The 25917-nt window shown below is 31.0% G+C and carries 17 protein-coding genes; 7 read left to right on the plus strand and 10 right to left on the minus strand.

Annotation, left to right across the window (positions count from 1 at the left end; all coding sequences use genetic code 11):
• Window positions 1-3 precede the first annotated feature (3 nt).
• The 6 genes from ACQ629_RS09560 to ACQ629_RS09585 all read right to left on the minus strand — a co-directional run bounded on the left by ACQ629_RS09560 (window position 4) and on the right by ACQ629_RS09585 (window position 10559).
• Window positions 4-1101 carry an HNH endonuclease gene (locus ACQ629_RS09560; RefSeq protein WP_483704466.1) on the minus strand — a complete coding sequence of 366 codons (1098 nt, stop codon included), beginning with the start codon at window positions 1099-1101 and terminating at the stop codon, window positions 4-6.
• Complete coding sequence (locus tag ACQ629_RS09565) at window positions 1102-2574, minus strand: DNA cytosine methyltransferase (RefSeq protein ID WP_483704468.1); 1473 nt, start codon at window positions 2572-2574, stop codon at window positions 1102-1104.
• 157 nt (window positions 2575-2731) lie between these two features.
• The gene (locus tag ACQ629_RS09570) at window positions 2732-3646 is read right to left on the minus strand and encodes a glutaminase (protein ID WP_483704470.1); all 915 of its coding nucleotides are present in this window, start codon (window positions 3644-3646) and stop codon (window positions 2732-2734) included.
• 121 nt (window positions 3647-3767) lie between these two features.
• Entirely contained in the window at window positions 3768-6602 is a 2835-nt protein-coding gene (locus ACQ629_RS09575) for a M16 family metallopeptidase (RefSeq protein ID WP_483704472.1), read from the minus strand.
• Between the two features lie 136 nt (window positions 6603-6738).
• Window positions 6739-7734, minus strand: coding sequence for a hypothetical protein (locus ACQ629_RS09580; protein WP_483704474.1), 996 nt, complete (start codon window positions 7732-7734; stop codon window positions 6739-6741).
• A 41-nt stretch (window positions 7735-7775) separates the two neighbouring features.
• Window positions 7776-10559 carry a T9SS type A sorting domain-containing protein gene (locus ACQ629_RS09585; RefSeq protein ID WP_483704476.1) on the minus strand — a complete coding sequence of 928 codons (2784 nt, stop codon included), beginning with the start codon at window positions 10557-10559 and terminating at the stop codon, window positions 7776-7778.
• A 316-nt stretch (window positions 10560-10875) separates the two neighbouring features.
• On the opposite strand from ACQ629_RS09585, the gene ACQ629_RS09590 reads away from it, so the two are divergent.
• A complete protein-coding gene (locus ACQ629_RS09590; RefSeq protein ID WP_483704478.1) occupies window positions 10876-13920 on the plus strand; it encodes a glycosyltransferase family 117 protein in 3045 nt (1014 codons plus the stop codon).
• Between the two features lie 185 nt (window positions 13921-14105).
• Here ACQ629_RS09590 and pruA read toward each other — a convergent pair whose 3' ends face one another.
• Window positions 14106-15731: an L-glutamate gamma-semialdehyde dehydrogenase gene (pruA, locus tag ACQ629_RS09595; RefSeq protein ID WP_483704480.1), complete on the minus strand. Its 1626-nt coding sequence runs from the start codon at window positions 15729-15731 to the stop codon at window positions 14106-14108.
• Between the two features lie 197 nt (window positions 15732-15928).
• Here pruA and ACQ629_RS09600 point away from each other — a divergent pair, with 197 nt between their 5' ends.
• From ACQ629_RS09600 to ACQ629_RS09615, 4 genes are all read left to right on the plus strand, one after another.
• Window positions 15929-16618, plus strand: coding sequence for an NRDE family protein (locus ACQ629_RS09600; RefSeq protein ID WP_483704482.1), 690 nt, complete (start codon window positions 15929-15931; stop codon window positions 16616-16618).
• Between the two features lie 62 nt (window positions 16619-16680).
• Window positions 16681-17352 carry a hypothetical protein gene (locus tag ACQ629_RS09605; RefSeq protein ID WP_483704484.1) on the plus strand — a complete coding sequence of 224 codons (672 nt, stop codon included), beginning with the start codon at window positions 16681-16683 and terminating at the stop codon, window positions 17350-17352.
• 7 nt (window positions 17353-17359) lie between these two features.
• Window positions 17360-19075, plus strand: a complete 1716-nt coding sequence (locus ACQ629_RS09610; RefSeq protein ID WP_483704486.1) for a hypothetical protein — start codon at window positions 17360-17362, stop codon at window positions 19073-19075.
• 265 nt (window positions 19076-19340) lie between these two features.
• The gene (locus ACQ629_RS09615; RefSeq protein ID WP_483704488.1) at window positions 19341-20423 is read left to right on the plus strand and encodes a hypothetical protein; all 1083 of its coding nucleotides are present in this window, start codon (window positions 19341-19343) and stop codon (window positions 20421-20423) included.
• A 1-nt stretch (window position 20424) separates the two neighbouring features.
• Here the strand turns inward: ACQ629_RS09615 and ACQ629_RS09620 are convergent, their stop codons facing one another.
• The 3 genes from ACQ629_RS09620 to ACQ629_RS09630 are packed head-to-tail and all read right to left on the minus strand — an operon-like array spanning window position 20425 to window position 23195.
• Complete coding sequence (locus tag ACQ629_RS09620) at window positions 20425-21540, minus strand: DUF3667 domain-containing protein (RefSeq protein WP_483704490.1); 1116 nt, start codon at window positions 21538-21540, stop codon at window positions 20425-20427.
• Window positions 21540-21926 carry a Co2+/Mg2+ efflux protein ApaG gene (gene apaG / locus ACQ629_RS09625; RefSeq protein ID WP_483704492.1) on the minus strand — a complete coding sequence of 129 codons (387 nt, stop codon included), beginning with the start codon at window positions 21924-21926 and terminating at the stop codon, window positions 21540-21542. Before apaG ends, ACQ629_RS09620 begins: the two co-directional genes overlap by 1 nt.
• Before the next feature lie 51 nt (window positions 21927-21977).
• Window positions 21978-23195, minus strand: a complete 1218-nt coding sequence (locus ACQ629_RS09630; RefSeq protein ID WP_483704494.1) for a type IX secretion system plug protein — start codon at window positions 23193-23195, stop codon at window positions 21978-21980.
• A gap of 160 nt (window positions 23196-23355) precedes the next feature.
• On the opposite strand from ACQ629_RS09630, the gene ACQ629_RS09635 reads away from it, so the two are divergent.
• Complete coding sequence (locus tag ACQ629_RS09635) at window positions 23356-24708, plus strand: Na(+)-translocating NADH-quinone reductase subunit A (RefSeq protein WP_483704496.1); 1353 nt, start codon at window positions 23356-23358, stop codon at window positions 24706-24708.
• A gap of 3 nt (window positions 24709-24711) precedes the next feature.
• A complete protein-coding gene (locus ACQ629_RS09640; protein WP_483704498.1) occupies window positions 24712-25917 on the plus strand; it encodes an NADH:ubiquinone reductase (Na(+)-transporting) subunit B in 1206 nt (401 codons plus the stop codon).

The following is a 25917-nucleotide window of genomic DNA, read 5'->3' on the forward strand; positions in this document are numbered from 1 at the left end:
TAATTATTGATTTTGTCTTTCTAATTCATTAAATTTTTCTCTATGGAAATTAAAATAGATTCTATTACTGTCATTTATTTTAATCATGTTTTCTTCACTAGGTAGAATACTTGATTTTAGTTTTACAATAATATCTTTCGTTAGCCTATTAGATGTCCATATTAAAGTTCCTTCTTCATTAAAAGTGATTAGGAATTTGTCAAATAATTTGTCAAATGTAGGAGTCAATAATAATCCGTTATGTAAATCTCTTCTTTCAGTATTGTTAGAATTTTTCCAAGGTTTAATGTGACTAGCAATTAATAGTTTAGGGGCGTTAATGCCTGTGAAAACACAAGTGTTGAAATCTGAGTTTAAAATATCGTTTCTAAATTGTGATTGACCAATCCTAATTTTTGTAATTGCTTCTCTAATTGTTTCTTTTTCTTCTTCGTCTGTTATTAATTTTTCTACAGAATTAGAAATAATGTCCTCAATACTATCTGAAGAATACATCACAACTGGAGCGTATGTAAGTTCCCATAAAACTGTAAATACATTGTCTTCGTATTTTTCAAATTCAAAATTTAAAAAAGATAATTTAGGGATTAAAAATTCTTGAATTAATCTCCATTCTTCATGAGACCCCTTTTGAGTAAACCACTTAAAATAAGGCTTAACAGAATTGTTGTCGTGTATGTACACTAAATCTGAATTAAAAAGTAAGTATTCACCTTCAATTTGATTTAGCTTAGTTGTAATTGAATTGTAATTTAGGTTTGGATTGTGGTAAGACTCACCGTATTCTTCAAGAAATGATCTTAAGAATGATAATAGTAAAACTAAGCTTTTTTTACTGATTTTATGCTGAACTAAAACTCCTTCATTGTTTTGAATAGCAATTGGAGTTCTTGTTTTGTCATTTAATAGATTTTTAACACTTAGAAGGTCATCCAATAATTGAGTGTTTTTTCGAAGTTTAACTCTAAGAGCATTATCACTTCCTAAGTAAAATATATTATTTCCTCCACTTTTGCCTTGCTCTCTAAGTCTTCGGTTGTCAGTGGAATTTCTTTTAACAACTTCATTAGCAGTCTCAAAAGGTAAATCAAAAATCTTCATTTATTTTGCAAATTTGGTTATATCCATTTGTTTTAATAGAGCTATTAGAACATCAACTACAATGCTATTCCCTGCTTGTCTGTACATTTGTGTATCGCTTACTTCTTGTTTAAAGTCGTCTCTAAACCCCATTAGTCTTAAGCATTCTTTAGGTGTAAGTTTCCTTATTCTTCCTTTATTATGTGTTACGTAATTATCAACACCAGCTCTATGCATTTTATGCATTGATTGTAATAAGGGTCTAGCAACTTCTAAATCTGTTTTAATAGATGTTTTAAAATTTTTAGTACCCTCAGTTAAAACATATTTTTTTGTTTTTTCAAGAAGGTAGTATTTTTCTTCTACTTCATTTACATCAAAAATTAGTTCATTAAACTCAGGGTTTTCTTGACTTTCAAAAATAAAATCTCCATGCCAATTAAATTGTTGATTGGCTTTTTGGCAAATTGCAATATCACCATTTATCTGAGTATATCTTTTTTTTCTATTTTTTGAGCTGGTTACGAATTTAACTCCCTTTTCTTTTAGATAATATTTACTATCAGTATAATCTTCAAGAAAATCTTGCATTTTATATTCTAATTTAATTGGTTTTGGAAACTCAAATTTTACTTTTTTATCTTTGAATCCAATCACAAAAATTCGTTCTCTATGCTGTGGAACTCCATAGTTTTTAGAGTTTAAAACTTGATGAAAATATTTATATCCTAGCTCATCAAATGTAGCTTTTATTGTTTCAAATGTATTTCCGCTATCATGATTAATTAAACCTTTAACATTTTCAAAAATAAAAATTTTAGGCTGACTTTCTTTTACAACTCTAGCGAACTCATAGAAAAGGGTACCTCTAGTGTCTTTAAAACCTTTTCTTTTCCCAACCATTGAAAATGATTGACATGGGCTACCACCAACTAATAAATCAACTTTACCTTTGTATTTTTTTCCGTTAATTTTCTGAACATCATCATACCAATTTTCTTCTTCTATTTTATAGTTAGTGAAATAACTTTGTTTGGCAAATTTATCAATGTCACTTGCAAATATAATTTCGGAATCTAATTTAAGTCTTTTAAAAGAATATTCTATCGCTCCAATTCCAGAAAACATTGTTGCAACTCTAATCTTTGCTTTAGGATTAGAGAATTCCATTTCAGTCCAATTTTGTTTTTGTTTAGTATTTGCATAATGTAACTTTAATTGTTCTTCAACAATATTAAGTACATCTTTATAATGAGGATAGTCCTTTATTTCTTGAGTCACTTTTGAAGAATAATATTGATTAAGGATTTTTTTTTGTTCAGTTTCAAGTATTTCAGAAAGAGGACTCAGTAGGTTTTCTGATAAATTTCGCTCTTCTCGTTCTATTTTTCCAAGTGTAGAAGTGTCAATATCTAAGTGAGAAGCTACTTTTTTTAACGTAAATCCAAGTTCAGTTCTACGTTGTTTAATATATTCACCAAAAGTATTTGTCATCTTTAATCTTTAATTTAGGACAAAAATAGTCCAAAAATATGGAATATTTTATCTGAAAAATATTTTTTTTTAACTGTTGTAAGTTATGTTAAAAAACTTATGGTATTAAATTTATTATAGTCAAATATAGGAGGCTTGAAAAAAGTTTATAATCAAACTAAAAAATAGACTGCTCCGTCAATGTAGTAAAGTTTTCTAAAAATTTCATTCCTTTATAAGAATTCCCTTTGTCATTTAATTTGGGGCTCCAAACGGCAATACTATATTCGTTTGGTAGTATGGCAACAATACCGCCGCCAACACCACTTTTACCTGCTAAACCTACTTTAAAAGCAAATTCGCCAGATTCGTCGTAGAAGCCACAAGTTTGCATCAATGCATTAACTCTTTGAGATTGTGCCTTTGTTAATATTTGTTTATTATTATGAGGAGCTTTACCGTTGTTAGCTAAAAACAAGAAGAGATCAGAAAGATGTTCACAACTTAACTCTAAAGAACATAAATCGAAATAAAAATCGAGCACCTCATTGGGGTCGTTTTTAATGTTGCCAAAAGATTTAATGAAATTACAAAGTGCAACGTTTCTGTAACCAACAGATTTTTCTGAAGCAGCTATTTTTGATGAATAATTAATGTCGTTATTACCAGAAAGGCTTTTAATAAAGGCAAGTAAATCTTCTTTAGGGCTTTTTAAATTACTAATAAGAATATCGCAAATAACCATAGCGCCAGAATTTATAAACGGATTTCTAGGTATACCGTTATCACTTTCTAATTGCACTAACGAATTAAATCCGGTTCCAGAAGGTTCAACACCTAATCGTTCCCAGATATTGCCATCAAATGTTTTAAAAGCTAAACAAAGTGATAACACTTTAGCAATACTTTGAATGGAAAACTTTTCTTTATAATCTCCTAAACCATATTTTAAAGAAGATGTTGTAGAGATATGAACGCCAAATTTATCAGGATTTAAATTGGCTAATTCTGGTATATAAGAAGCAAGGTTCCCTTTGCTTTCTAACGTATTAACTTTATAGAATACTTCTTGTATTATTTTTTGATGATTCATTTTATTGAGTTCACTTTGGATAGGCAATAATAAAAACAAAATTAATAGAAATTGCTTTTGAAGTCATAAAAAAAACAACCTCAAGTGAGGTTGTTTTTTTATAAAATAAGTAAAACTTGTTTTATAGTTTAATTTCTTCTTTGGTATTGTTTAATAAAACAGGTTTGCCAAAACCTAATTCATTTAAACGCTCTAATTGTGTTTCTGCATCACCAACAAATAACCAAATCATTTTATTAGGATTCACATATTTCTTTGCCAATTCTTGTACTTTTTCAACCGTCATTTCATTTACAATTTTCTCTCTGTCTTTAACATAGTCAGCATTTAAATTGTAAGTACTAATATTTTCTAACATATTTAATTTAGCACCCATAGTTTCAAATTGCCTCGCATTACTTTTAATTAAAAAACCTTTGGTTGTTGCCAAGTCTTTTTCAGAGTAATTGATAGGGTAATTTGTAATGATGTCTTTTACTAACTGAGCAGATTCTAACGTAACGTTACTTCTTACTCTACTAGAAATAGTAAAAGTACCTTTCGCTTTTGTACCGGTGAAACGAGAGCCAATACCATAAGTATATCCTTTTCCTTCTCTTAACTCTTGCGTTAATTGAGAAGCAAAACCACCACCACCAAGAATGTAATTCATTACCGTTGCCGAATAAAAATCTTTATCTGTTGCAGCTAAAGCAGGTGCACCAAAACTAATTACCGATTGTTTTGATTTAGGTACATCGTAAAAATAAATTGTTGGCTTAGTAGGAGCTTCTGGAGTTTTAAAAACCGGAATAGTTACTTCTTTAGCAGCCCATTTAGTGGTTAAGTTTGTTAAAGAAGCCAAAACTTTCTCTTGATTTACATCACCAACAATATGCATTTTTGCAACAGATGGAGAGATGTAATTAGTATAGTATGCTTTTAAATCGTCTAAAGATATTTTTTCTACAGATGCAATGGTACCTAAGGTGTTTTTAGATCTGATATTATCTTTTCCGTAAATTAATTCATTATACACATTTCTTGTTACTGTTGTAGGACTTGCTTCTTGTTGACGTAAATTACCAACAACTGATTTTTTTATTAATTCAAATTCAGTAGCATCCCAACGTGGCTCTAATAACATTTCTTCAACCAGGGCAACTGTTTTTGCGTAATTCTTAGCCAAAGTAGTACCACTTATGGTAATATTCTCTTTAGAAGCGGAAACTGTAATTGAGGCTCCTAATTCTTGAATAGCTTCTTCTAACTGTGCCACGGTTTTGTTTTTCGTACCACGGTTCATTAAACGAGCAGTTAAGTTAGCAACACCTAATTTGTCCATTTTTTCTAATAGTTGGCCACCATCCATAACCAAGTTGAAACGTACTAAAGGAACCTCACTGTTTTCGATACCGAAAACTTTAATTCCGTTTGCCAATTCATCATTCCAAACATTAGGCACACTTAAAGCAGGAGCTTTACTGTAAGCAGGCTCTGTAGCTCTTGTTATTTTAGATGGAGTTTTAGTGTATTCGGCAGCAGTTTTAGCATCGAATTTTTCTTCAGCACCAATAACAATTTTTTCTTCTTTTATAATTGCTTCTTTAGCATCTTTTAAAGCAAGGTTTTTCATCCCTTTAGGAACAAAACTAGTAGCAATAAATTTTTCACCTTTAATGTAGGTGTTGTAAACACGCATTACATCTTCTTTGGTAACATTTAAGGTTAAATCAATTTCTTTATTGATAAAACCAGGATCTCCTGCATACGTATTATACGAAGCTAAATTGGTTCCTTTTCCTAATACACTAGATAAACTGTTATAAAAATTAGTTTCCAATCCGGCTTTAATTCTGTTTAAGTCTTTGTCAGAAATACCTTCTTTTTCAAATTTGTTAAAAGCGGTAGTAATACCGTCGTTAATTTCATTTAAATCAACATTATTAAATCCGCGAATACCAAGTTGAATTTGACCTGCTAGTTCAGAAGACCAGTTCCACATACTCGTGTAAGATGTAAGCTTTAAATCATCAACTAAAACAGTATTTAAAGGCGCTTTTTTTCCTTGAGATAAATATTCTGTTAAGATATCTAAAGCATATGAATCTTTATGGTACAATTCAACTGTTGGCCAAGCAAGTGTTAGCATTGGTAATCTTGCAAAGTTGTCTTCAAAATACAAAGATTTCGATTCATCAACCTTTCCTGATCTTTTAACCAAAGGCGTAATTTCTTCTCCTCTAGGAATTTCATTAAAGTATTTACGAACCCATTCTTTTGCTTTCGCAGGATCAAAATCTCCTGATAAAACTAAGGTTGCATTGTTAGGAACATACCATTTTTTAAAGAATGCTTTTACATCGCTTAAAGTAGCGTTTTGTAAATGTTCTAACGAGCCAATTACTTGCCAGTTGTATGGGTGGTCTTTTGGATATAAATTACGATCGATGATTTGCTGATTGAATCCATACGGACGATTGTCAACACTTTGTCTTTTTTCGTTTTTAACTACTTGTTTCTCTTTAGCTAAAACCGGTTCGGTTACTGTATTAATAAACCAACCTAATTTATCTGCTTCAGCCCAAATCATTTTCTCTAAGGCATCATTCGGTACTGTTTGTAAGTAGTTTGTTCTGTCTCTTGATGTTGATCCGTTAGCACCAGAACCCCCAATTCGTGCACTCATTTTGTCTAATCCACCTTTACCAAGGTTTTCAGATTCTAAGAACAGCAAATGTTCAAATAAATGAGCAAAACCAGTTCTTCCTTCAATTTCTCTAGCAGAACCTACATGAACCATCAATTCTACAGCAACCACAGGGTCCGATTTATCAGTATGTAAAACAACTTGAAGTCCGTTTTCTAATTCAAATTTTTCAAAAGGAACATTCAAGGAAGTTTTTTTTTCTTTTTTCTCAGTATTACAGGCAGTAAATAATATTACAGCTGTAAATAGTAGCACTTTTTTTATCATTGTTTGGTTATTTATAGGTGTTGTTTTTTGATGCTGATAAAGATACATAATATTGAAAATGAATATTGTTAAATAAATGCTAGAATTTCGTGTAAAGAAAAACCTCACCAGAAGCTGATGAGGTTTTAAAAGAATGCTATTTTTTAAATAGGTTTTTTATAATTCCTTTTATTGAAATAATATTTAAGGGAAATTCAAGAAAAACATGCATGTAGCTAAGAAAGAAAAGAAAAATTAATCCTTTTCTATAATCATAAAAATAAAGTGTCAATGATAATAACCAAATGGCGGCTAAAATAAATAGTTGTTTTGTGGTTGTATTTTTATACCAACCGATAAGGGTGGTTTTTGAAAACCAGTTAAGATAGTGATAAGTATATGCAAAAGAAATGAACATTTGTATTTTAAGGACTAATGCATTTGAAAAATCAAAACTTTTCCCATCAGAAAGATTAAGGAATTCCGATATTTTTATATTCAGTACGTAAAAATTATTATCTATATATGTTTTAAATATATAGTTAGAGAAACCATAAGGTTTTACCTCTATAAAGCAAATTATTAAAGGAGTTAACACGAGAAGAAATATATTAACATAACCTATATTATCCTTGTCTTTAAGGTTGCCATAGAGCATGAACAAAATAGTGAAAATGTATACGTGAATAACAGTTGGTAAAAACAAGCCTACCCATAAGTTGAAATAATCGAAATATGTTAATAACAGACCTAATAGAAGGCCTAAAAAGCTATATATAAAAAAGTTTTTATAGCTTGTTTTGAATGATAGTATAAGCGCAATAAAAAGTGATAAAAAAATGGCGATATTAGTATACCGACTTAACCAATTTATTAAGTTTTCAGTAAAAGAGTGTTTAAAAAAGGTTTTAATTAATGGGATTTTAAAAAACAAGGGAATAGCAATAATACTAGCTAAAATAATACAAGAAGTTAACCAGAGCTTCTTCTTATCTGTAAAAAAGTTTTTGTTTTTTAACCAGTTTATTTCTGTTAGGTAATGTAGTGGGCCTAATACTGCGTAAGAGAACAAAAACAATTTAAAAGGCAGAAAAAAAGCTAAGAAAAAAGACAATGCTATTAGCAGGGTGTTGAATAGGTTTATTTTTTTCATAAAAAACAAAGCACTACTAATTAGTAGTGCTTTTAATTTTTTTATTTGTTAGATAATAACATTTTTTTCGTGTCAACCTTTATATTGTCGGCAAATAAAGAATAGTAGTACATACCCGATGAAAAAGTTTCATTGTCGTAAGTTATACTGCCTTCACCTCTTTGGGTTATAGTGATTTTCTGCAGTGTTTTTCCAAGACTATCATAAATTTTAATATATGCTTTTTTAATTTGTTCAGGTATCTGAAAATCTATTATAGTTTCTCCATTAAATGGATTTGGTTTGTTTTGGAATAACTTTAGGTTAAAGTCATCTGTTTGACCGTCTCCAACAACTATTTTTCCATCACAAGCACATGCTTCAACATTTTCTAATCTTGTTATCAATTCTGTTATCATTGCAGACTGTGTATTAATTTCTGCTTGTAAAGAAGATAAAATTGGTGATAAATCTACTGACACAGAATTTCCATTTTCTATTTCTATTTGTAAAACATCTCCAGAAAGTGTTGCTGATGTTAAATCTTGGGTATCCGTTCCTGCCCCGTCTTGTAAACTTGATAGATCTATACTGTTTCCGTTAGATATTGCTAAGGTTGTTCCTGTTAACGAAACTGTTTGTGCATCTGTATTGTCTAAATAACCTGATAAATCTACGCTTGTAGCATCGTTGGTTAAGCTCAATATATTTGCATTTAAACTTAAGTTTTGTGAATCTGTACCGCTAGCTCCCGCAATACCTGATAAATCTACACTATTTCCGTTAGATATTGCTAAAGTCGTTCCTGTTAACGAAACTGTTTGCGCATCTGTATTGTCTAAATAACCCGATAAGTCTACACTTGTTCCGTCATTAGTTAAACTTAAAGTATTAGAGCTTAGGCTTAAGTCTTGTGCATCAGTATTGTCTAAATAGCCTGATAAGTCTATGGCACCAGCGGCACCTGAAATACTTAGGTTATTGGCAGAGATACTTAAAGCTTGTTCATCGGTATTATCTAAATAACCCGATAAGTCTACACTTGTTCCGTCATTGGTTAAACTTAAAGTATTAGAGCTTAGGCTTAAGTCTTGTGCATCAGTATTGTCTAAATAGCCTGATAAGTCTATGGCACCAGCGGCACCTGAAATACTTAGGTTATTGGCAGAGATACTTAAAGCTTGTTCATCGGTATTATCTAAATAACCAGATAAGTCTACACTTGTTCCGTCATTGGTTAAACTTAAAGTATTAGAGCTTAAACTTAAGTCTTGTGCATCAGTATTTGTATCTGGCGTAAGCCATTGTGCCCCATCCCATGTAAAAACTGCATTTAGTTCTGTGTCATACACCAATAATCCTTCATCTGTAGTTGCTAAACCTGCAGCTAAACTTGTTTTTTGTGCCGTGGTTAAACGGTTTAATAACAATCCTTTTGTGGTTCCTGTTAAATCTAATGAAGCTTTTGCGTTTGGTGTGTCTGTACCAATACCTACACTTAAAGGATTTGTAGCTCCTCCTAAAACCATAGTATTATCGTTGGCAGCTGTTGCAGCAGAACCCAATGCATACGAATGTATTCCTGATGCTACGGCTGATTTACCGATGGCAACAGATTCATTATCTGTGGCTTGTGCTTGGTATCCTAATGCCATGTTATAAAAAACAGCACCTGTAGTACCTCCTGTTTCATTTACTTGTGCACCATAACCTAATGCGATTCCACCATCTGTTTGACCCTTTGTATTTGCGCCAATAGCTATTGTGTGTATATTATCTAAATCTACCTGATCACCAATACCCACAGAATAATCTGCCGCCGCTATAGCATTACTTAAATTACCAATTATAGTAGTGTTTCTTCCTCTTACATCATGGTTTTGCCCAATAGAAATACTGAACTGACCATCGTTAAAACCACTATACCCCATCATAATAACATCATTTTGACTTGGCACATTGTAGGCCCCAATAAAGGTGGTTCTAGATCTTATATTATTATCGTAATTAGCATAGGCTCCCATACCCACATTGTCTTCTCCTTCACGATTTGAGTAACCAGTATAAAAACCCACATAGGTATTTCTATTGGCATTGTTAGTCCTATTAGTACGGTTATTATCCCAACCAGCTCTAGCGCCTATAAATGTATTGTAATCTGCATGCTCGGTAGCAGCTCCTGCTGCCTGACCTATCATTGTATTATTATGGCCAGCACCAATATCTATACCAGCCGAGTCCCCAAAGGCTGAATTATGAAATCCTGTCTGAATATCACTTAAAGACGCACTACCAACAGCTGTGTTTTTAGAACCGGTTCCATTACCCCAGCTTGATCCCCCAGAAGAATCTCCTATAAAAGTATTGTCACGACCTGTAGTGTTGTTATATCCAGAGTCTTCACCAACAAAAGTGTTCTCACGTCCTGTAGTATTTTTTGCCCCAGACTCTTCACCTATAAATGTATTGTCAGATCCTGTTGTGTTAAGCTCACCTGCCTCTGTTCCAATAAAAGTATTATCCCCTCCTGTTGTATTACTCATACCAGCTTCGGTTCCTATAAAAACATTATCAAATCCTGATGTATTACTTGCACCAGCCATATAACCAATAAATATAGCTTCTACTCCTGTGGTCATGGCTTTTCCTGTTAAAAAGCCTAAAAATACATTACGACTTCCAGATGTAAGCGCCGAGCCGGTACTATCACCATACATGGTATTATAATCTCCTGTTGTTATACTAACTCCTGATCCAACACCTTGTGTTTCGTTAAGCGTTTGTGCTTGTAACATAGTGCTAACACCAAAAAATAGTAGTAATATAATTTGTAATTTTATATTCATAATTGTTTGTATTAGTTAAAGTTATGCCAAAAATAAGAAATAATTAAACTTTATAGCAGAAGCAAAGTAAAAAAAGACTTATAAATATTCTGCTTATATTTCCTTATGAGTATGTTTTAACAGTATAGGCGTACTAAAAGGTTGTCTAATACATTGTGTTTAGAAAAAAAATATATTATGTATTGTTATGCCTGTTTTAAATAATTAAAGGTGTTTTTAAAGTTTAGTTAGTGAAACAAAATATGTATTAATTCATATTTTTTTGTTACTTGCCAATGGTTAAGTAAAATTACAAAAAGTTACCCCTTTATTTTTTATGAAAAAACTAACAATAGAAACAAAATACAGCTGGTTAATTAGTTGTTTATCATTAGTTGTTTATCTGATATGTTTGCCTAAAAGTATTACTTTTTGGGACAGTTCTGAATTTGTTATTTCTAGTTTTACTTTACAAAATACACATGCTCCAGGTGCACCTTTTTACACTCTAGTAAATGCTATTGTAACAGGTTTTTTTAACAATGTAAATGCGGCTTATATAACAAATTTGATGGCTGCTACTTTTGGAGCCTTAACAGTTAAATACCTTTTTAATGTTATTTATTTTATAGCGGATAAAATTACCAATTCACCACAAAATAAAGAGCTCTCGATACTGCCAGCTATTATAGGTTCTCTGTCTTTTGCTTTTTGTAGTAGTTTTTGGAGGGTTTCAACAGAAACAGAAGTTTATACCCTTTCTTATTTTTTACTAATCTTTATTTTTTGGCTATCCTTAAAGTGGCATGAAGCAGTAGATCGAAATAAAGAAACACAATTTTTATTTTTAATCTTTTTATTTTTAGGTATTTCTGTAGGAGTACATTTAATAAATATCGCCATTGTTTTTCCGTTAACACTACTTTATTTTCATAAAAAAATAGGTTTTACTTTACGGTATGTTTCTATGGCTTTAGTAGCAGGAATTTTGGTGTTTGTTCTTTTGTTTACTGTTTTTTTTAAAGGGATAATTTTCATGGTTTTTAAAATAGATTTCTTTACCGTAAATAGCCTTCATTTCCCTGTTAACCTTGGGGCTCTTTTGGGTTTTGTAGCTATCATATTATTACTTTTATATACAGCTTATAGTAGTCAAAAAAATAACTACATAAAGTTGCATTGTTTATGTATTAGTTTGGTATTATTTTTAATAGGAAGTTCAACTTATATAACTAGTATTGTTAGGTCGCAAATAAAAACACCAACAGCAACCGTTGTAAAAACGCCGTTAGCACTTCAAAGCTATATTAATGCAGAACAATTTGGGGTTAATAACATTCCGTTAATTAACGGGCATGCTTTTAACGCTCCTCTAAATAATGAAATTCCTTTTTTAAATGGGCCTGTTAAGTATGCTTATAACGAAAGCTTTAAAAATTATGAGAGTATTGATGATGGCAACTACAGTATAGAGAATTATAATGAAAATTTTAAATTATTTTTTCCAAGAATGCACCATCAAAGTGCTATTAATATAGAAGGGTATAAAACATGGACTACGATAAAAGGAGAGCCTACTCAAGCTAAAATAGGTAATAAATTTATTACGATAAACAAACCTACACTTAATGAAAATATGTCTTTTTTTGTTAGTTATCAAATAAACTGGCTGTATTTAAGATATTTTTTTAAAAATTTTATTGGAAGCCAGAATAATTTAAGAGGTGCTGGGAATATAATTCATGGAAATTGGAAGTCAGGGTTTAATTCTATAGATAAGCATGTTATTGGTGATGAAAGTATTACCCCTGTATTTTATAAAACGATTAATAGTAATGATAATTACTATTTTTTACCTTTTTTATTGGGTCTATGGGGCTTGTTTTTTTTACGTAAAAACAAAGTTTATTTTTATACAACGATAGCGTTATTTATAACTTTTGGTGTTGGTATAATTATATATACGAACCCGGTTCCTAAAAGTATTTTAATACGAGAAAGAGATTATATTGTAATAGGATCATTCTTGTTTTTTTCTGTTTGGATTGGTCTATCAGTCATTGGAGTGTGTAATTTATTTAAAAAAATAACAACTTATAAAATAAGTGTTTTGGCGGCAGTAATATTATGTTTTTTTGTTGTTCCATTTCAATTTTTAGTGAAAGGTTTTGATAACCACAATAGAGCTAAAGATGTTTTTGCCCTCGAGTTAGGAAAAGCATATTTAAAAGATTGCCCTAAGCAGGCTGTGTTAATTACCAATGGAGATAATTTAACGTTTCCATTGTGGTATTTACAAGAGGTGGAGAAATTTAGAACAGACGTTAGGGTTGTAAATTACGATCAGTTAGCATTAGATTGGTACGTTGCTAAACTTAAAACAAAAACCAATAAATCAGCCCCTCTTCATTTAAAGGTATCAGACGAGTTTACCAAGTCTAAAAAAAATGAAATAATTACCTATAAAAAACAAACAGAGAAGTATTTGAATATAAAAAATATAGCCACTTTTTTTAATAGTTCTTTGAGTAAAACAATATGGAAAGGGAAAGAGTATTATACGATTCCTACGAATAAATTTTTAATGCCAGTAAAACCAAGGTATACTGTAAATAGGTTTAAAGCTGTTGAGTTAGATACTATTAAATGGGTGTTTTCTAAACAAGCTTACGCCAAAAAAGATATTATTTTATTAGATATTATAGGAAATAATATAAATGATAGACCAATTTTGTTTACAGAAACGGGAAACAACAATCATAAAGCAGGGCTTTCACCTTACCTAGTCATTAAGGGCATGTATCATCAATTACTCCCTTTAAAAAGAGTAGGCCTTGCAGAGAATTCAAAAATTGTTGATACTGAATTGTCATATAAAAATATGATTTTAACATCTCCTTTTACAAAGTTAAATGCGATTGATTCTAAAATAAATGATGAGAATAGTAATATTTCAAAGCAAGTTTTAAGGCGTAATTTTTATTTTTTAGCCCAGGCTTTATTAGAAGAAAAAGATACGCTAAAAGCAGTTAAAACTATTGATTTTTCTGTTAAATTAATACCAAATAAAACAATACCTTTTAATGAATTTGCATTTTCTTTAGGTAAGTTATATTACCGTTCTAATAAAAAAGAAAAAGGAAATGAGGTGTGCACCATTGCTATTAATAATATTGAAGATAAAATAAAATGGATACTTTCTTTTAATCCACCAAGGCCAATAATAAATGTAAGGTATTTAAACAGGTTAATGAAAAATTACGAACAAATGATTTACCAAATTAAGGAGTATGATTTAGAATGTTATACTCAAAAAAAAACAAATTTAGATCAGTTAAAAAAGCAATCAAAAAATTGGCAACAAAGAAATTGGCCATATTAATTAAAATATATGTTCTTTTTAAGTGGAGTGTTTCGTAATGAGTTTTTAAAGGGTTTCTGTTTTGCTTAAATTAAATGCACATGCCTTGTTTAATACGAAAAGTAAGGTGATTGAAAAATGAATTAAAAACTAAAAAAGCAACCTCAATTGAGGTTGCTTTTTGCTATAGGTTTAAAAGATTACTCTTATCCTAAGAAAGGGTATTTATAATCTGTAGGCGATACTAATGTTTCTTTTATTAAACGAACAGATGTCCAGCGTAATAAGTTTTGTGCAGAACCTGCTTTGTCATTTGTACCTGAAGCTCTTGCGCCACCAAATGGTTGTTGACCAACAACTGCACCCGAAGGCTTGTCGTTAATGTAAAAGTTTCCTGCAGCGTTTTCTAAAGCTTTAGATGCTTTTTCAACAATATATCTATCTGTAGAAAAGATAGCACCCGTTAATGCGTATTCAGAAGTTTCATCAACTAATTTTAATGAAGCTTCCCACTCAGCATCTTCGTATACATAAACTGTCATTACAGGGCCAAATAACTCTGTATGCATAGTTGCATATTTAGGCGATGTAGTAACGATTACAGTTGGCTCTATAAAGTAACCTACAGATTTATCATGGTTTCCACCAATAATAACTTCTGCATCTTTATCAGTTTTAGCTGCATCTATATAGCTTGCAATTTTATCAAAAGAACCTTCGTGAATAACTGCATTTACAAAGTTAGAGGTATCTTCTGGAGAACCCATTTTTAATTCACCTACTTGTGCCGTTAAATGTTTTTTAACTTCTGGCCAAAGTGAAGCAGGAATGTAAGAACGAGAAGCGGCAGAACATTTTTGACCTTGGTATTCGAAAGCACCTCTTGTCATTGCTGTTGCAACTTGTAATGGGTTAGAAGAGTTGTGAACCCAAATGAAATCTTTTCCGCCAGTTTCTCCAACAATTCTTGGGTATGTTTTATAGGTATGAATATTGTTACCAATTTGTTTCCATAATTCTTTAAAAACATGTGTAGATCCTGTAAAGTGTAATCCAGAGAAATCTGGAGACGCTAAAACAGTATCAGAAATCATAACAGGATCTCCGTAAACTACGTTAATTACACCATCAGGTAAACCAGCTTCTTTAAATAAATCTACAATTACTTGTGCAGAATATGCTTGATGATCAGATGGTTTCCAAACAACAACGTTACCCATTAAGGCAGCTGATGCTGGTAGGTTTGCAGCAATAGAAGTAAAGTTAAAAGGAGAAATTGCATAGATAAAACCTTCTAAAGGTCTGTATTCAACTCTGTTCCAAACTCCTGGTGAAGATGTTGGCTGATCTTTAAAAATATCAGTCATATATTCTACGTTAAAACGGAAGAAATCAATCATTTCACAAGCAGCATCAATTTCTGCTTGAAATACGTTTTTAGATTGTGCAATCATTGTTGCAGCATTCATTCTAGCTCTATAAGGTCCTGCTAATAATTCAGCAGCCTTTAAGAAAATAGAAGCTCTTTCCATCCAACTAACGTTAGACCATGCTTCTCTTGCAGCTAATGCAGTTGAAATAGCAGTATCTACATGCGATTTATCTGCGGTATGATATTGACCAACTACATGTTTGTGATCATGTGGTGGTGTGATGTTTTTTGTATTACCGGTTCTAACTTCTTCTCCGTTAATGTACATAGGCACATCAAGGTTACTGTTAAACATCGATTTGTATGTTGCTAATAATTCTTCTCTTTCTGGAGATCCAGGAGCATACCCTTTTACAGGTTCGTTTACTGCTTTTGGAACATTAAAAAATCCTCTTGTCATTTTAGTATGTTGTTTGTATGTTTAAAAAAATATTTTTAATTAAAAACGAATAAACAAAATCTAATGCTATTAATTTGCAATGATTATGTTGTTGCTTTAATCAAAAAAGCTATAATTGTTATAAGGAACAAAGTTAGCATTTATTTTAAGAATTACTAAGTTGTTTTTATATCTCATTTATCAAAAAATAATACAATATGTGTACGGTAACTTATTTGCCTTTAGGTGGTCAGGATTTTATACTAACATCAAATAGAGACGAAGACCCAAAAAGAAAAACGATTGCCCCAAAAGAATATGATGAAGAGGGAGTAAAATTAACATATCCAAAAGATGAACTTGCTGGGGGAACGTGGATTGGCTTATCTGATAAAAAGCGATTAATTTGTTTGCTAAATGGTGGTTTTAAAAAGCATAAACGAGCAGATAGTTATAGGTTAAGTAGAGGTGTAATCGTAAAACAACTATTAAAGGTTGATAATCCAGTTGAAATTATAACTGATTTTAATTTTGAAGGAATAGAGCCTTTTACGATTGTTTTAGTTGATTGGAACAACAACTTAACTGCTTATGAATTGGTTTGGGATGGAGAAAAAAAGCATTTTCAGAAATTAGATAGTACACCAAAAATATGGTCGTCATCAACATTATATACTCAGCATATGAAGCAATTACGACGTAATTGGTTTTCTGAGTGGGTACTTGAGAATCCTAGTTTTCTTCCAAAAGAAAAAATAATAGCATTTCATGAAGATGAAACGAAAGGGAATAAAGAAATTTCATTAAAAATGAAACGTCTTCAGGTAGAAACTGTAAGTGTTACTTCAGTTTTTAAAAATGAAAATGAAGTAGTTATGGACTATAGACCAATGGTGTCTTACCATTGATTTATGGCTAGATATAGGGATAATCGAACAAAGTATTTTTGCTATTATTGCATAAAAAAGTTATGCTTAGAAAACGTTTATTGTTCTTCTCAATAATTTCCCTCCTTTTATTTACAAGTTGTTTTGAATTTGTTGAAGAAATATCTTTCAATAAAGACGGTTCAGGAACCGCTACGTTAACAATAAACTTTAGTAAAAGTAAAACTAAAATAGCATCAATATTATTGTTAGATAGCATTAATGGTTATAAGATACCATCAAGAACAACGATTAAAAATAAAGTATCAGAAATTGTTAATAAAATAAAAACAACTAAAGGTATTCATAATGTGAAAAACAGTTTGAACTTTGAGGAGTTTATTGTTGTTGTTTCTTGTGATTTTGATACTGCGGATGCCCTTAATACTGTCTTGTCTACCTTTAGCTCTAAAGAGGATGCTTTAGCGATGAAAAAGGATAAACATTTTGTGTATGATAAAATGAATAAGACATTTATTCGTAGCCATCACTTTAATATTGGTAAAAAATTTCAAAGCACAAAAATTTCAGACCGCAAGGTTTTTGAAACTGCAACTTATACAGGGGTGTATCGTTTTGAGGTTCCAGTGAAATCTTGTACAAATCAACTAGCCAAAATATCAAAAAACAAAAAAGCAGTGATGTTACGAGTGAAAGCGCAAGATATTGTAACAAACAAACAAACAATAAAAAATAAAATCCAATTTAATAATTAAAATCACCATGAAAAAGATTATTGCTACGCTATTACTAGTAAACACTTTTGTTGTTTTACAAGCCCAGAAATTAGAAAATAAAATACCGAACAACGCAGATGTTGTTATTGTTGCAAATGCAGATAACTTGTTTGAGCTAATAGATGTTTCTGACATAGATAATAATATGCTGGGAAAAGAAATATTAAAGAACGTTAACAGAAGAAGAGATAACAAAATAACTTCGGTAAGCAAGGCTGGAGTTAATATAAAATCAAATGCATATTACTTTTTTCAGAAAACAGATAGTATTTCATATCATACTGTTTTAGTAGAACTTAATGATAAAAAATTGTTTGAGTCTACGCTGAATAAAAGCAATTTTAAAATAATAAAAAGAGAAAAAGGATATAATTATATAGAAGGGTATAGAGACATAAAAATCTGGAATGATGAACTTCTTTTGATTGTTAACGGGAGTAAGTCTGATGCTTATTTTAAGGAGCATGAAAAACGTTTCGATGCACTTAAAAAAGAAAATGAATCTAATTATACTTTAAGAAGAAGGTTTTATGAATTATGGACTAAGAAGAAGGCTTTTTCAATATTAAAGAATCATTCTTCTAATTCTATTGCTGCTAATTCAAGTTTTCAACAAGGAAAAAAGAAAGGTGCTTCTGCGACACTTTGGATTCGTAATTACGGAATGTTAATGTCTGACCTTATTGGTTCTTTAGGAAAAGGTATGTATTCAACGATGTCTTATTTAATGCCTCAAAAAGGGGCTAATATTTATGGTATTGAAGAGGTTGCCGCTAGTCTGTTTTTTGAAAAAAACAATGCAAGAATTTTGTTAGACATGTCAATTAGTGGAGATATGGAAAAATCTTTTAAAAAGATTTATAATAAAAAAATGAATAGCACTTTAATAAATAGTTTTGATCATAATAAAGCGATCGCTTTTTGGAGTGTTTCAATGAATACTGAACAGTTACTTGTACAATATCCAGATATGATTAGTAGCATGTATGGTGGAATGTTACCGAAATTTAAGGAAGAGATAGATGTAGTTGGTGATATGTTATCATTGGTAATAGATGAAAAAGCGATTGCTAAATTAGTAACAGGAGATGCATTGTTTGTCTTAAATGATTTTGCTGAAAAGGATGTTACTTATACGACTTATGAGTATGATGAAGATTATAAACGTAAAGCAGTATCTAAAACGAAAAAAACATTAGTACCTGATTTTACACTAATGATTGGGTCAGAAGAAAAAGAGTTATTGAATAAAATGTTTAGATTAGGACAAAAACATAAGGTTGTAAATACAACTAATAATGTTTTTGAATTTGTTAGCAAGAAAGGAGAGTTACCATTTAACTTATATTCAGTAATTAAAAATGAGGTTTTATATATAACCACATCAAAAACAAGAGCTGTAAATATAGAGGCAGGAAGAGTTAGCTATAAAGGGTCTAAGTTTAGTAAATTGATTAAAAGAAATTCAAGTGCGCTGTATTTAAATGTAAATGCTTTGATTGATAATTTACCTAAAAAAATGTTTGGTAGAGATGAAAGAAAAATGGCAAGCTTTTCTAATGAAAACATTAATGATGTTCAATTTAAAGTTTCAAGAATAAAACGAGGGAAAATGTCTTCTGAATTACAATTGAATACAAAAGGGAAAGAAGAAAACACCCTGAAGTTATTATTAAAGTTGATTAATGATGTAGCTAAGTAAACAGATGATTAAAAAGGTAGTATATATTGTTTTAATTATACTTGGTATACTATTTACGGTTGGGTATTTTAGGTATAACCCAGCCGTAAATATTGTAAATGTAGTGCCAGTTTCCGCAGATGCAGTTGTTCGTTTTAATTTAAGAGAAATTGAATACAACATAATAAAAGATGCTATAAAGCACCCTTTTTCGTTTTTTAAATCGACAAACAAAACAATTAAAAAATCAACAAATACTGAAAGTGAATTTTCTTTACTTGATGAAGTGGTAATTCCTGCAAATCTCTTTTTTTATACAAATCATAGTAATTTAAAAAATACATGGATTAGTAGTGCTGTTAAAATAAAAAACAAAGACAACTTACAAGCGTTTTTTAAACAAGAGAAATTTATTAAAAAAAATATAAACGATATTGACTATTTTACGCGTAAAAACAGTGTTTATGTTGTAAAAAATGATGAGTTAAGTATGCTATTTAGTTTTGGTAAAACAATTAAAATTGAAGAGAAATTAAACTTTGTTTTTCAAGCAAGAACATATCTAACAGAAAAAGATAATGCGCTTTGTAAATTAATAAATAGCAATCAACTTATTGCTATAGCAACAAAAAAAGATGATTTTTTTGAACTTGGTATCGGCAGTAAAAAGTTACAGATAAATGGTGAATTAGGTAAGAAGTATAATCCTTTTTTGCCTTACAAAGCTGGGAATAAGACTAATTCCACGGCATTTATTTCGGGAAAAATTAATAAGCAACTGTTATTTAGTTTTGTGAATAAGGACCAAAAAGATAAGTTTAAAAAGGCAACGAACTTATCATTAGAGGCGATTAAAAAATATTGGAATGGGGAGCTTCAGGTTAATTTAGAGTCTTTCATTAGTAAAAACGACACTATAACAACTTATGAGTATGATGATGATTTTAATAAAGTTGAAAAAACAATAATTAAAAGCAACATAATTCCTGATGTGAGCCTAAGGTTAGGAGGTGGTATTTTTGCAGATTACTTATGTTCTAAAGGAGCTATCAAAAACATAAATGGCGATAGCTTGCTAGTCATGAATCCCTTTTTTAAAACCTATAGTAGTAGGCGCAAAAACAGCTTGTTTTTGTCTTCAAAAAATCCAGTTATTGATGATTTCGAAATAAGTCAAAAGAACAAATTTTTTCTTTTTTTTGATATAGAAAAATACATAAAGGTTCAAGAAAACTCTTATTCAATTCCTCATAAATATCTAACTTTAATAAAAAAAGTTAAAGTGGCTGTGACAAATGAAAACAAAGTAGTGCTAAGGGTTGATTTAAAGGATACACCACAATCTCTTTTATATCAACTATTAAAATAATTTAATACAATGCAAAAGCAATAAACGAAATTATAAAGGAACCTAGTAAAGCGAGCATAAAAAATACAAAATTTGCCATTAGGTACTTCATAAAGGTTTTAAGATAACCTTGGCCATAAAATTTCTTCATTGCCATAAATAAATAGATGGTAAATAGTAATAAGAAAATAGCCAGTAAAAATTCGGCATCTTTAAAATAACCGATTAAATAAAATACAGAGAAAAGTAAAAAGAAGACAGTTTGAGTATGAAAAACAAAAACCAAATGTTCTACATATGTAAACTTTCTTCGGATGTAAACTATTCGTAAAAACAGTGTAAAAAGCGGTAGCAAGATAAAAAGAGCTATTGATGCATAGGATAATAATTGGCGATAAAATTTTTCAGTTTCTCCTCTTTTTGATATAAAAGAATTTAAAACCTCAGTACGTGAGTAGAGAAACCTGTTGGTAAAGGTTTTTTTCATTTGTAAACTATCCAGCGCATTGTTGATGTAAATTTCTGGATGTTTTTTTTGAAATTCAATAATTTTTGAAAGTCCATTAGAATTGTCAAACCCAATATTTAGTAAGGAATGCTTCGAGTTTCCACCAATTTTTAAGGAATCAATTTTTTGCGTAATTAAATTAATTTTTACTGAATCTTGCTTGTCAATTTCTTCAAATATTTTTTTTTGAATAGAGTCTAAATCTACTTCTAGAACTTTTATACCGTTTTTATCAAATTTTATTTGTGATGTAGTATTTTTTGAAATGTTACCGTCTTGTAATTCGTTAAATTTATCATAGCTTTCAGTAATTCCTATAATTAAAAAAAACAAAATAGAAACGGTTAAATAAAACCGAAAAGGATTTGAGTATCTATCTCTTTTTCCATTAATATAATCTTTAGATATTTTCCCAGGTTTTATTAAAAGAGGAATTAATGTTCTCCAAAATTTAGCATCCCAAGAAAAGAAACCCGCAAACACTTCGCGAATAAAACTAGCTAATGTAATTTTTTTACCTTTATTTTTTTGGCCACATTCTGGGCAGAATTTCTCATTTTGACAAAATGGGTATCCGCAATTTAAGCAATTAGGTTCTCTTATAATTGCAACATTGGTTTTCTTGGCCATTAGTTTAAAGTAGGGATAGTAGTTAATTGAAATGTTGGTATGGTTACCAAGAATTCTTCTAAAGTATCTGGGTTAATCATTTTATAGTTTCCTTTCATGGCGCCTACTGTAGAAAGTAAAAAACAGTTAGATCGGTAGTTGTAGGTTTCATTAGGTTTAAGAATAGGAGTTTCTCCAATAACACCTTCGCCCTCTACATATTCGGTGCCGTTAAGGGAGTCAAAAATTGTCCAGAAACGTTCTAAGAGTTTTACAGTATCTTTTGAGTTGTTTTCAATAAAAACATAATAGCTAAAAGAATAATATTGTTGATGTCCACGGTAAATTAGACCATTAAATGTGGTCTTGATAGATATTTTTATGCCTTTTGTTATTTGTTGAAACATTGTATAAATATAAACTTTTTTCGGTTTTCAGTCAATTATTTTAAAAGTAAATTACTTGTTTTGATTTAAGTAGCCGTTTCCTACACCTACAACTCTGTCGTAAATTCCGCCAAAAGGTTTGTAATAAACGATTACAGTATATTTATTTTCAGTTTGATAAAAAGAGCCATCTACTTCATTTAAATCAAGCCTATTATTTTTATCTAAGGTAGCATAACTGTAATTATAAAATCCTTGTTTAAATTTAATTTCGGCGTAATATCTTTCGTCAACAGCATTGTATTTCATTTTGTTTTCATCTGATAGTTTGTAGTTGTTATAAGCGCCGTATACAAATACTTCTTTATTATCGAAAGGCTCAAAAGCATCTAAAGAAAAATGAAGCATTGAGTAGTCAGCTTCAGTATTCGCGTCATTTGCTTCTAAAGTTCGAACAACAAACTGTCCGTTAATATCAGGATTGTAAGTGTAAATTTTATCAACTCTTTGTTCATCAGTATATAAATAACTGTGATAGATTTTTTTTCTTTCGGTTTTTGCAATGTTTAAACTTGTGCTTCGTATGTGTTTACTATCAAAATTTAAAAATTCATTTCCTCCCCAAAAATCTGTTTTAAGAGTGTGGTTGTATAATAATTGTTGAGGTTTTATAAATTGAGGTTGAATATTGTTAATAATGGTTGCCCAATTATGGTTTTGAAGTAATGAAACATTAATTTCTTGGTTTGGATTGTTAATTACCAATCCCGGATGATTTATAGAGAATTGAACTGTTTGTTTTTGTATGTTGTGCTTGGTATCTCTACTTCTAAAAACTGCCACGCCAACAGTAGTAATATCTTCATAAAAAATGCAGCGTCTCGAAAACACTACTTCATAATCATCATTTAAAACAGAAAGTAAATAGTTACCACTTTTTGTAATAACGGTATTCTGATTCGGTATATCAACCGAATAATGTGTGTAAGGTTGTAGGGTGTTAAAAGAGTTAGATATATTAATGATTTCGTTCTCATTAAATCCGTTTATATACTGATTAGAAGTTAAATTGCTTGGTTTCCAATCATGTGTCATATGCTCAATTTTATACTTGTATTCTTTGTTGTCGGCATCTAAATCATCAAAAGACAGTTCCAATACCTCTCCTAGCTTTACAATTGCCGAATATTGATTTGTATTGTGCTTGGGTTGTAATTGAATTGTTTTTATGTTCTGCGCATTTACAGTTATGCATAATGTGCTAAATAGGAAGATTATAAGATGTTTCATCATAAATGCAAAGGTATCAAAATGTAGACCAAAGATAAAAATTTATTTAGAACAGATATAAATAATGAGCTATCGAAAAGATAAAAATGTAAATACTTACCCGAAAAAATGAAAATCTGTAAATTTGCGTGTTTTTAGAAAATCAATTTAATCAGTTCCTATGTCAAAAGACATCCGTATTAAGAAAGGCTTGGACATCAAGCTCGTTGGCGACGCAGAGCAAATCACTACTGAACTTTCGTTGGGTAGCGTGTTTGCAATTAAGCCTAGCGATTTTCATGGCGTTATTCCAAAGATTTTAGCAAAAGAAGGTACCGAAGTAAAAGCAGGTGAAGCACTTTTTTATTCAAAAAGTGACGAGCGTATTTTATTTCCTAGTCCGGTAAGTGGTAAAGTTACAGAAATCGTTCGTGGAGACAGAAGAAAAGTTTTAGCATTTAAAATCACTGCTGATGCACAGCAGCAATACAAAGATTTTGGTAAAAAAGATATTGATGCAATGTCTGGTGAAGAAGTGAAAAATCACTTATTTGCTTCAGGTTGTTGGCCATTTGTAAAGCAACGTCCTTACGATGTTGTTGCAAATCCGAATCAAGCACCAAAAGCAATTTTTGTATCTGCTTATGCAAGTGCACCTCTGGCAGCAGATTATGATTATGCATTAAAAGGTAAAGAAGCTGAATTACAAGCTGCTTTAACTGCGTTAACAAAGTTAACGGCAGGTAAAGTACATGTTTCAGTTGCAAAAGACTCAATGTTATCTCCGTTTAAAGAGATGAAAGGAGTTGAATTGCACAAGGTTTCTGGTCCGCATCCTGTTGGTAATGTAAGTACTCAGATAGCACAAATTAATCCTATTAATAAAGGAGAAGTTGTGTGGGTGGTTACTCCGCAAGATTTAGTGGTAATCGGTGAATTATTGTTAACAGGTAAGTTTAACGCAAAGCGTACAATTGCTTTAGCAGGAGCTAAATTTAACAAGCCACAATACGTTACTGCCCTGGCAGGAGCAAGTATTGTTGATTTGGTAAAAGGAAATTTAGATGCTGATAACGCGCGTGTAATTAGCGGTAACGTGTTAAGCGGAACGCAGGTTGGCGAAGAAGGATATTTAGGGTACTACGAAAATATAGTAACTGCAATCCCTGAAGGAGACGATTATGAATTATTTGGTTGGAATAAGCCAGTTTTTGATAAGGTTTCTACTTCTAGAGCATTTACGTTCTCTTGGTTAACACCAAAGAAAAAATACGACTTAAATACGAATACAAACGGTGAGCACAGAGCATTTGTGGTTACAGGATCGTATGAAGAAGTGTTTCCGTTAGATATCTATCCGATGCAATTATTAAAAGCGAGTATGTACAAAGATCTTGACGAAATGGAAGGATTAGGAGCTTACGAAGTTGCACCAGAAGATTTCGCTTTAACAGAATTTATTTGTGTATCTAAACAACCTCACCAGAAGATAATTCGTGAAGGATTAGATTTAATGAGAGAAGAACTAGGATAAGATATGGGCTTAAAACAAAACTTACATAATTTAAAAGAAAAATATAAAGGTACTAAGATGGCACCTGCGTTTAACGCAATCCACACCTTTTTATATTTACCTAATGAGACGACTCACGGAGGAACTCATATAAAGGCGGCCGATGATTTAAAACGTACAATGAACATAGTTATTATGGCATTAGTACCATGTTTAATCTTCGGGATGTTCAATGCAGGTTATCAACATAACGCTGCTATTAACGGATTTACAGAAGGAATGTCTTTCTTTAGTGGAGATTTCTGGAATATGGATAATTTCTTAATCGGTTTAGTTAAAATTTTACCATTAGTAATTGTATCGTATGTGGTTGGTTTAGCTGTTGAATTTGTTTTCGCAGTAATCAAAGGCCACGAAGTAGAAGAAGGATACTTAGTAACAGGTATGCTAGTACCGTTAATTGTACCAATCGATTTACCTTTATGGATGCTAAGTGTAGCCGTAATTTTCGGTGTAGTAATCGGTAAAGAAGTTTTTGGTGGTACAGGGATGAATATCTTAAACCCAGCATTAACTATACGTGCATTTTTATTCTTCGCATATCCAACTTGGATGTCGGGAGATAAAGTATGGGTAGAAGGCGCAAGAGAATTGGCAGGAACTGCTGATGCTATTTCTGGTGAAACAGTTTTAGGAAGCTTAGCGCAATCACAACCATTAACACATTCAGTTTCTGATATGTTCTTCGGATTTATTCCGGGATCAGTAGGCGAAACATCAACATTATTAATTTTATTAGGAGGGCTTTTCTTAATCTTTGCAAAGATAGGTAGCTGGAGAATTATGTTATCTGCAGTGATCGGAGCCTTAGTAATGGGATTCATCTTTAATCAAGTAGTTGATTTAGGATGGATTGGTGAAACAAGTAAGTTTTACGGATTAATGAGCTTAGATTTTTGGAAACATTTATTAATTGGAGGTTTTGCTTTTGGTGCCGTTTATATGGCAACTGATCCGGTATCAGCATCGCAAACCAACAAAGGAAAATGGATTTACGGTTTCTTTATCGGTTTTATTTCGATTATGATTCGTGTATTCAATCCAGCGTATCCAGAAGGAGTAATGTTAGCTATTTTATTAATGAACGTTTTTGCTCCAACAATCGACCATTATGTGGTTCAAGGAAATGTAAAGAGAAGATTAAAACGTGCTAAAGTTAAAACTGCCTAA

It is taken from the genome of Tenacibaculum sp. SM2510 (genome assembly GCF_057002845.1).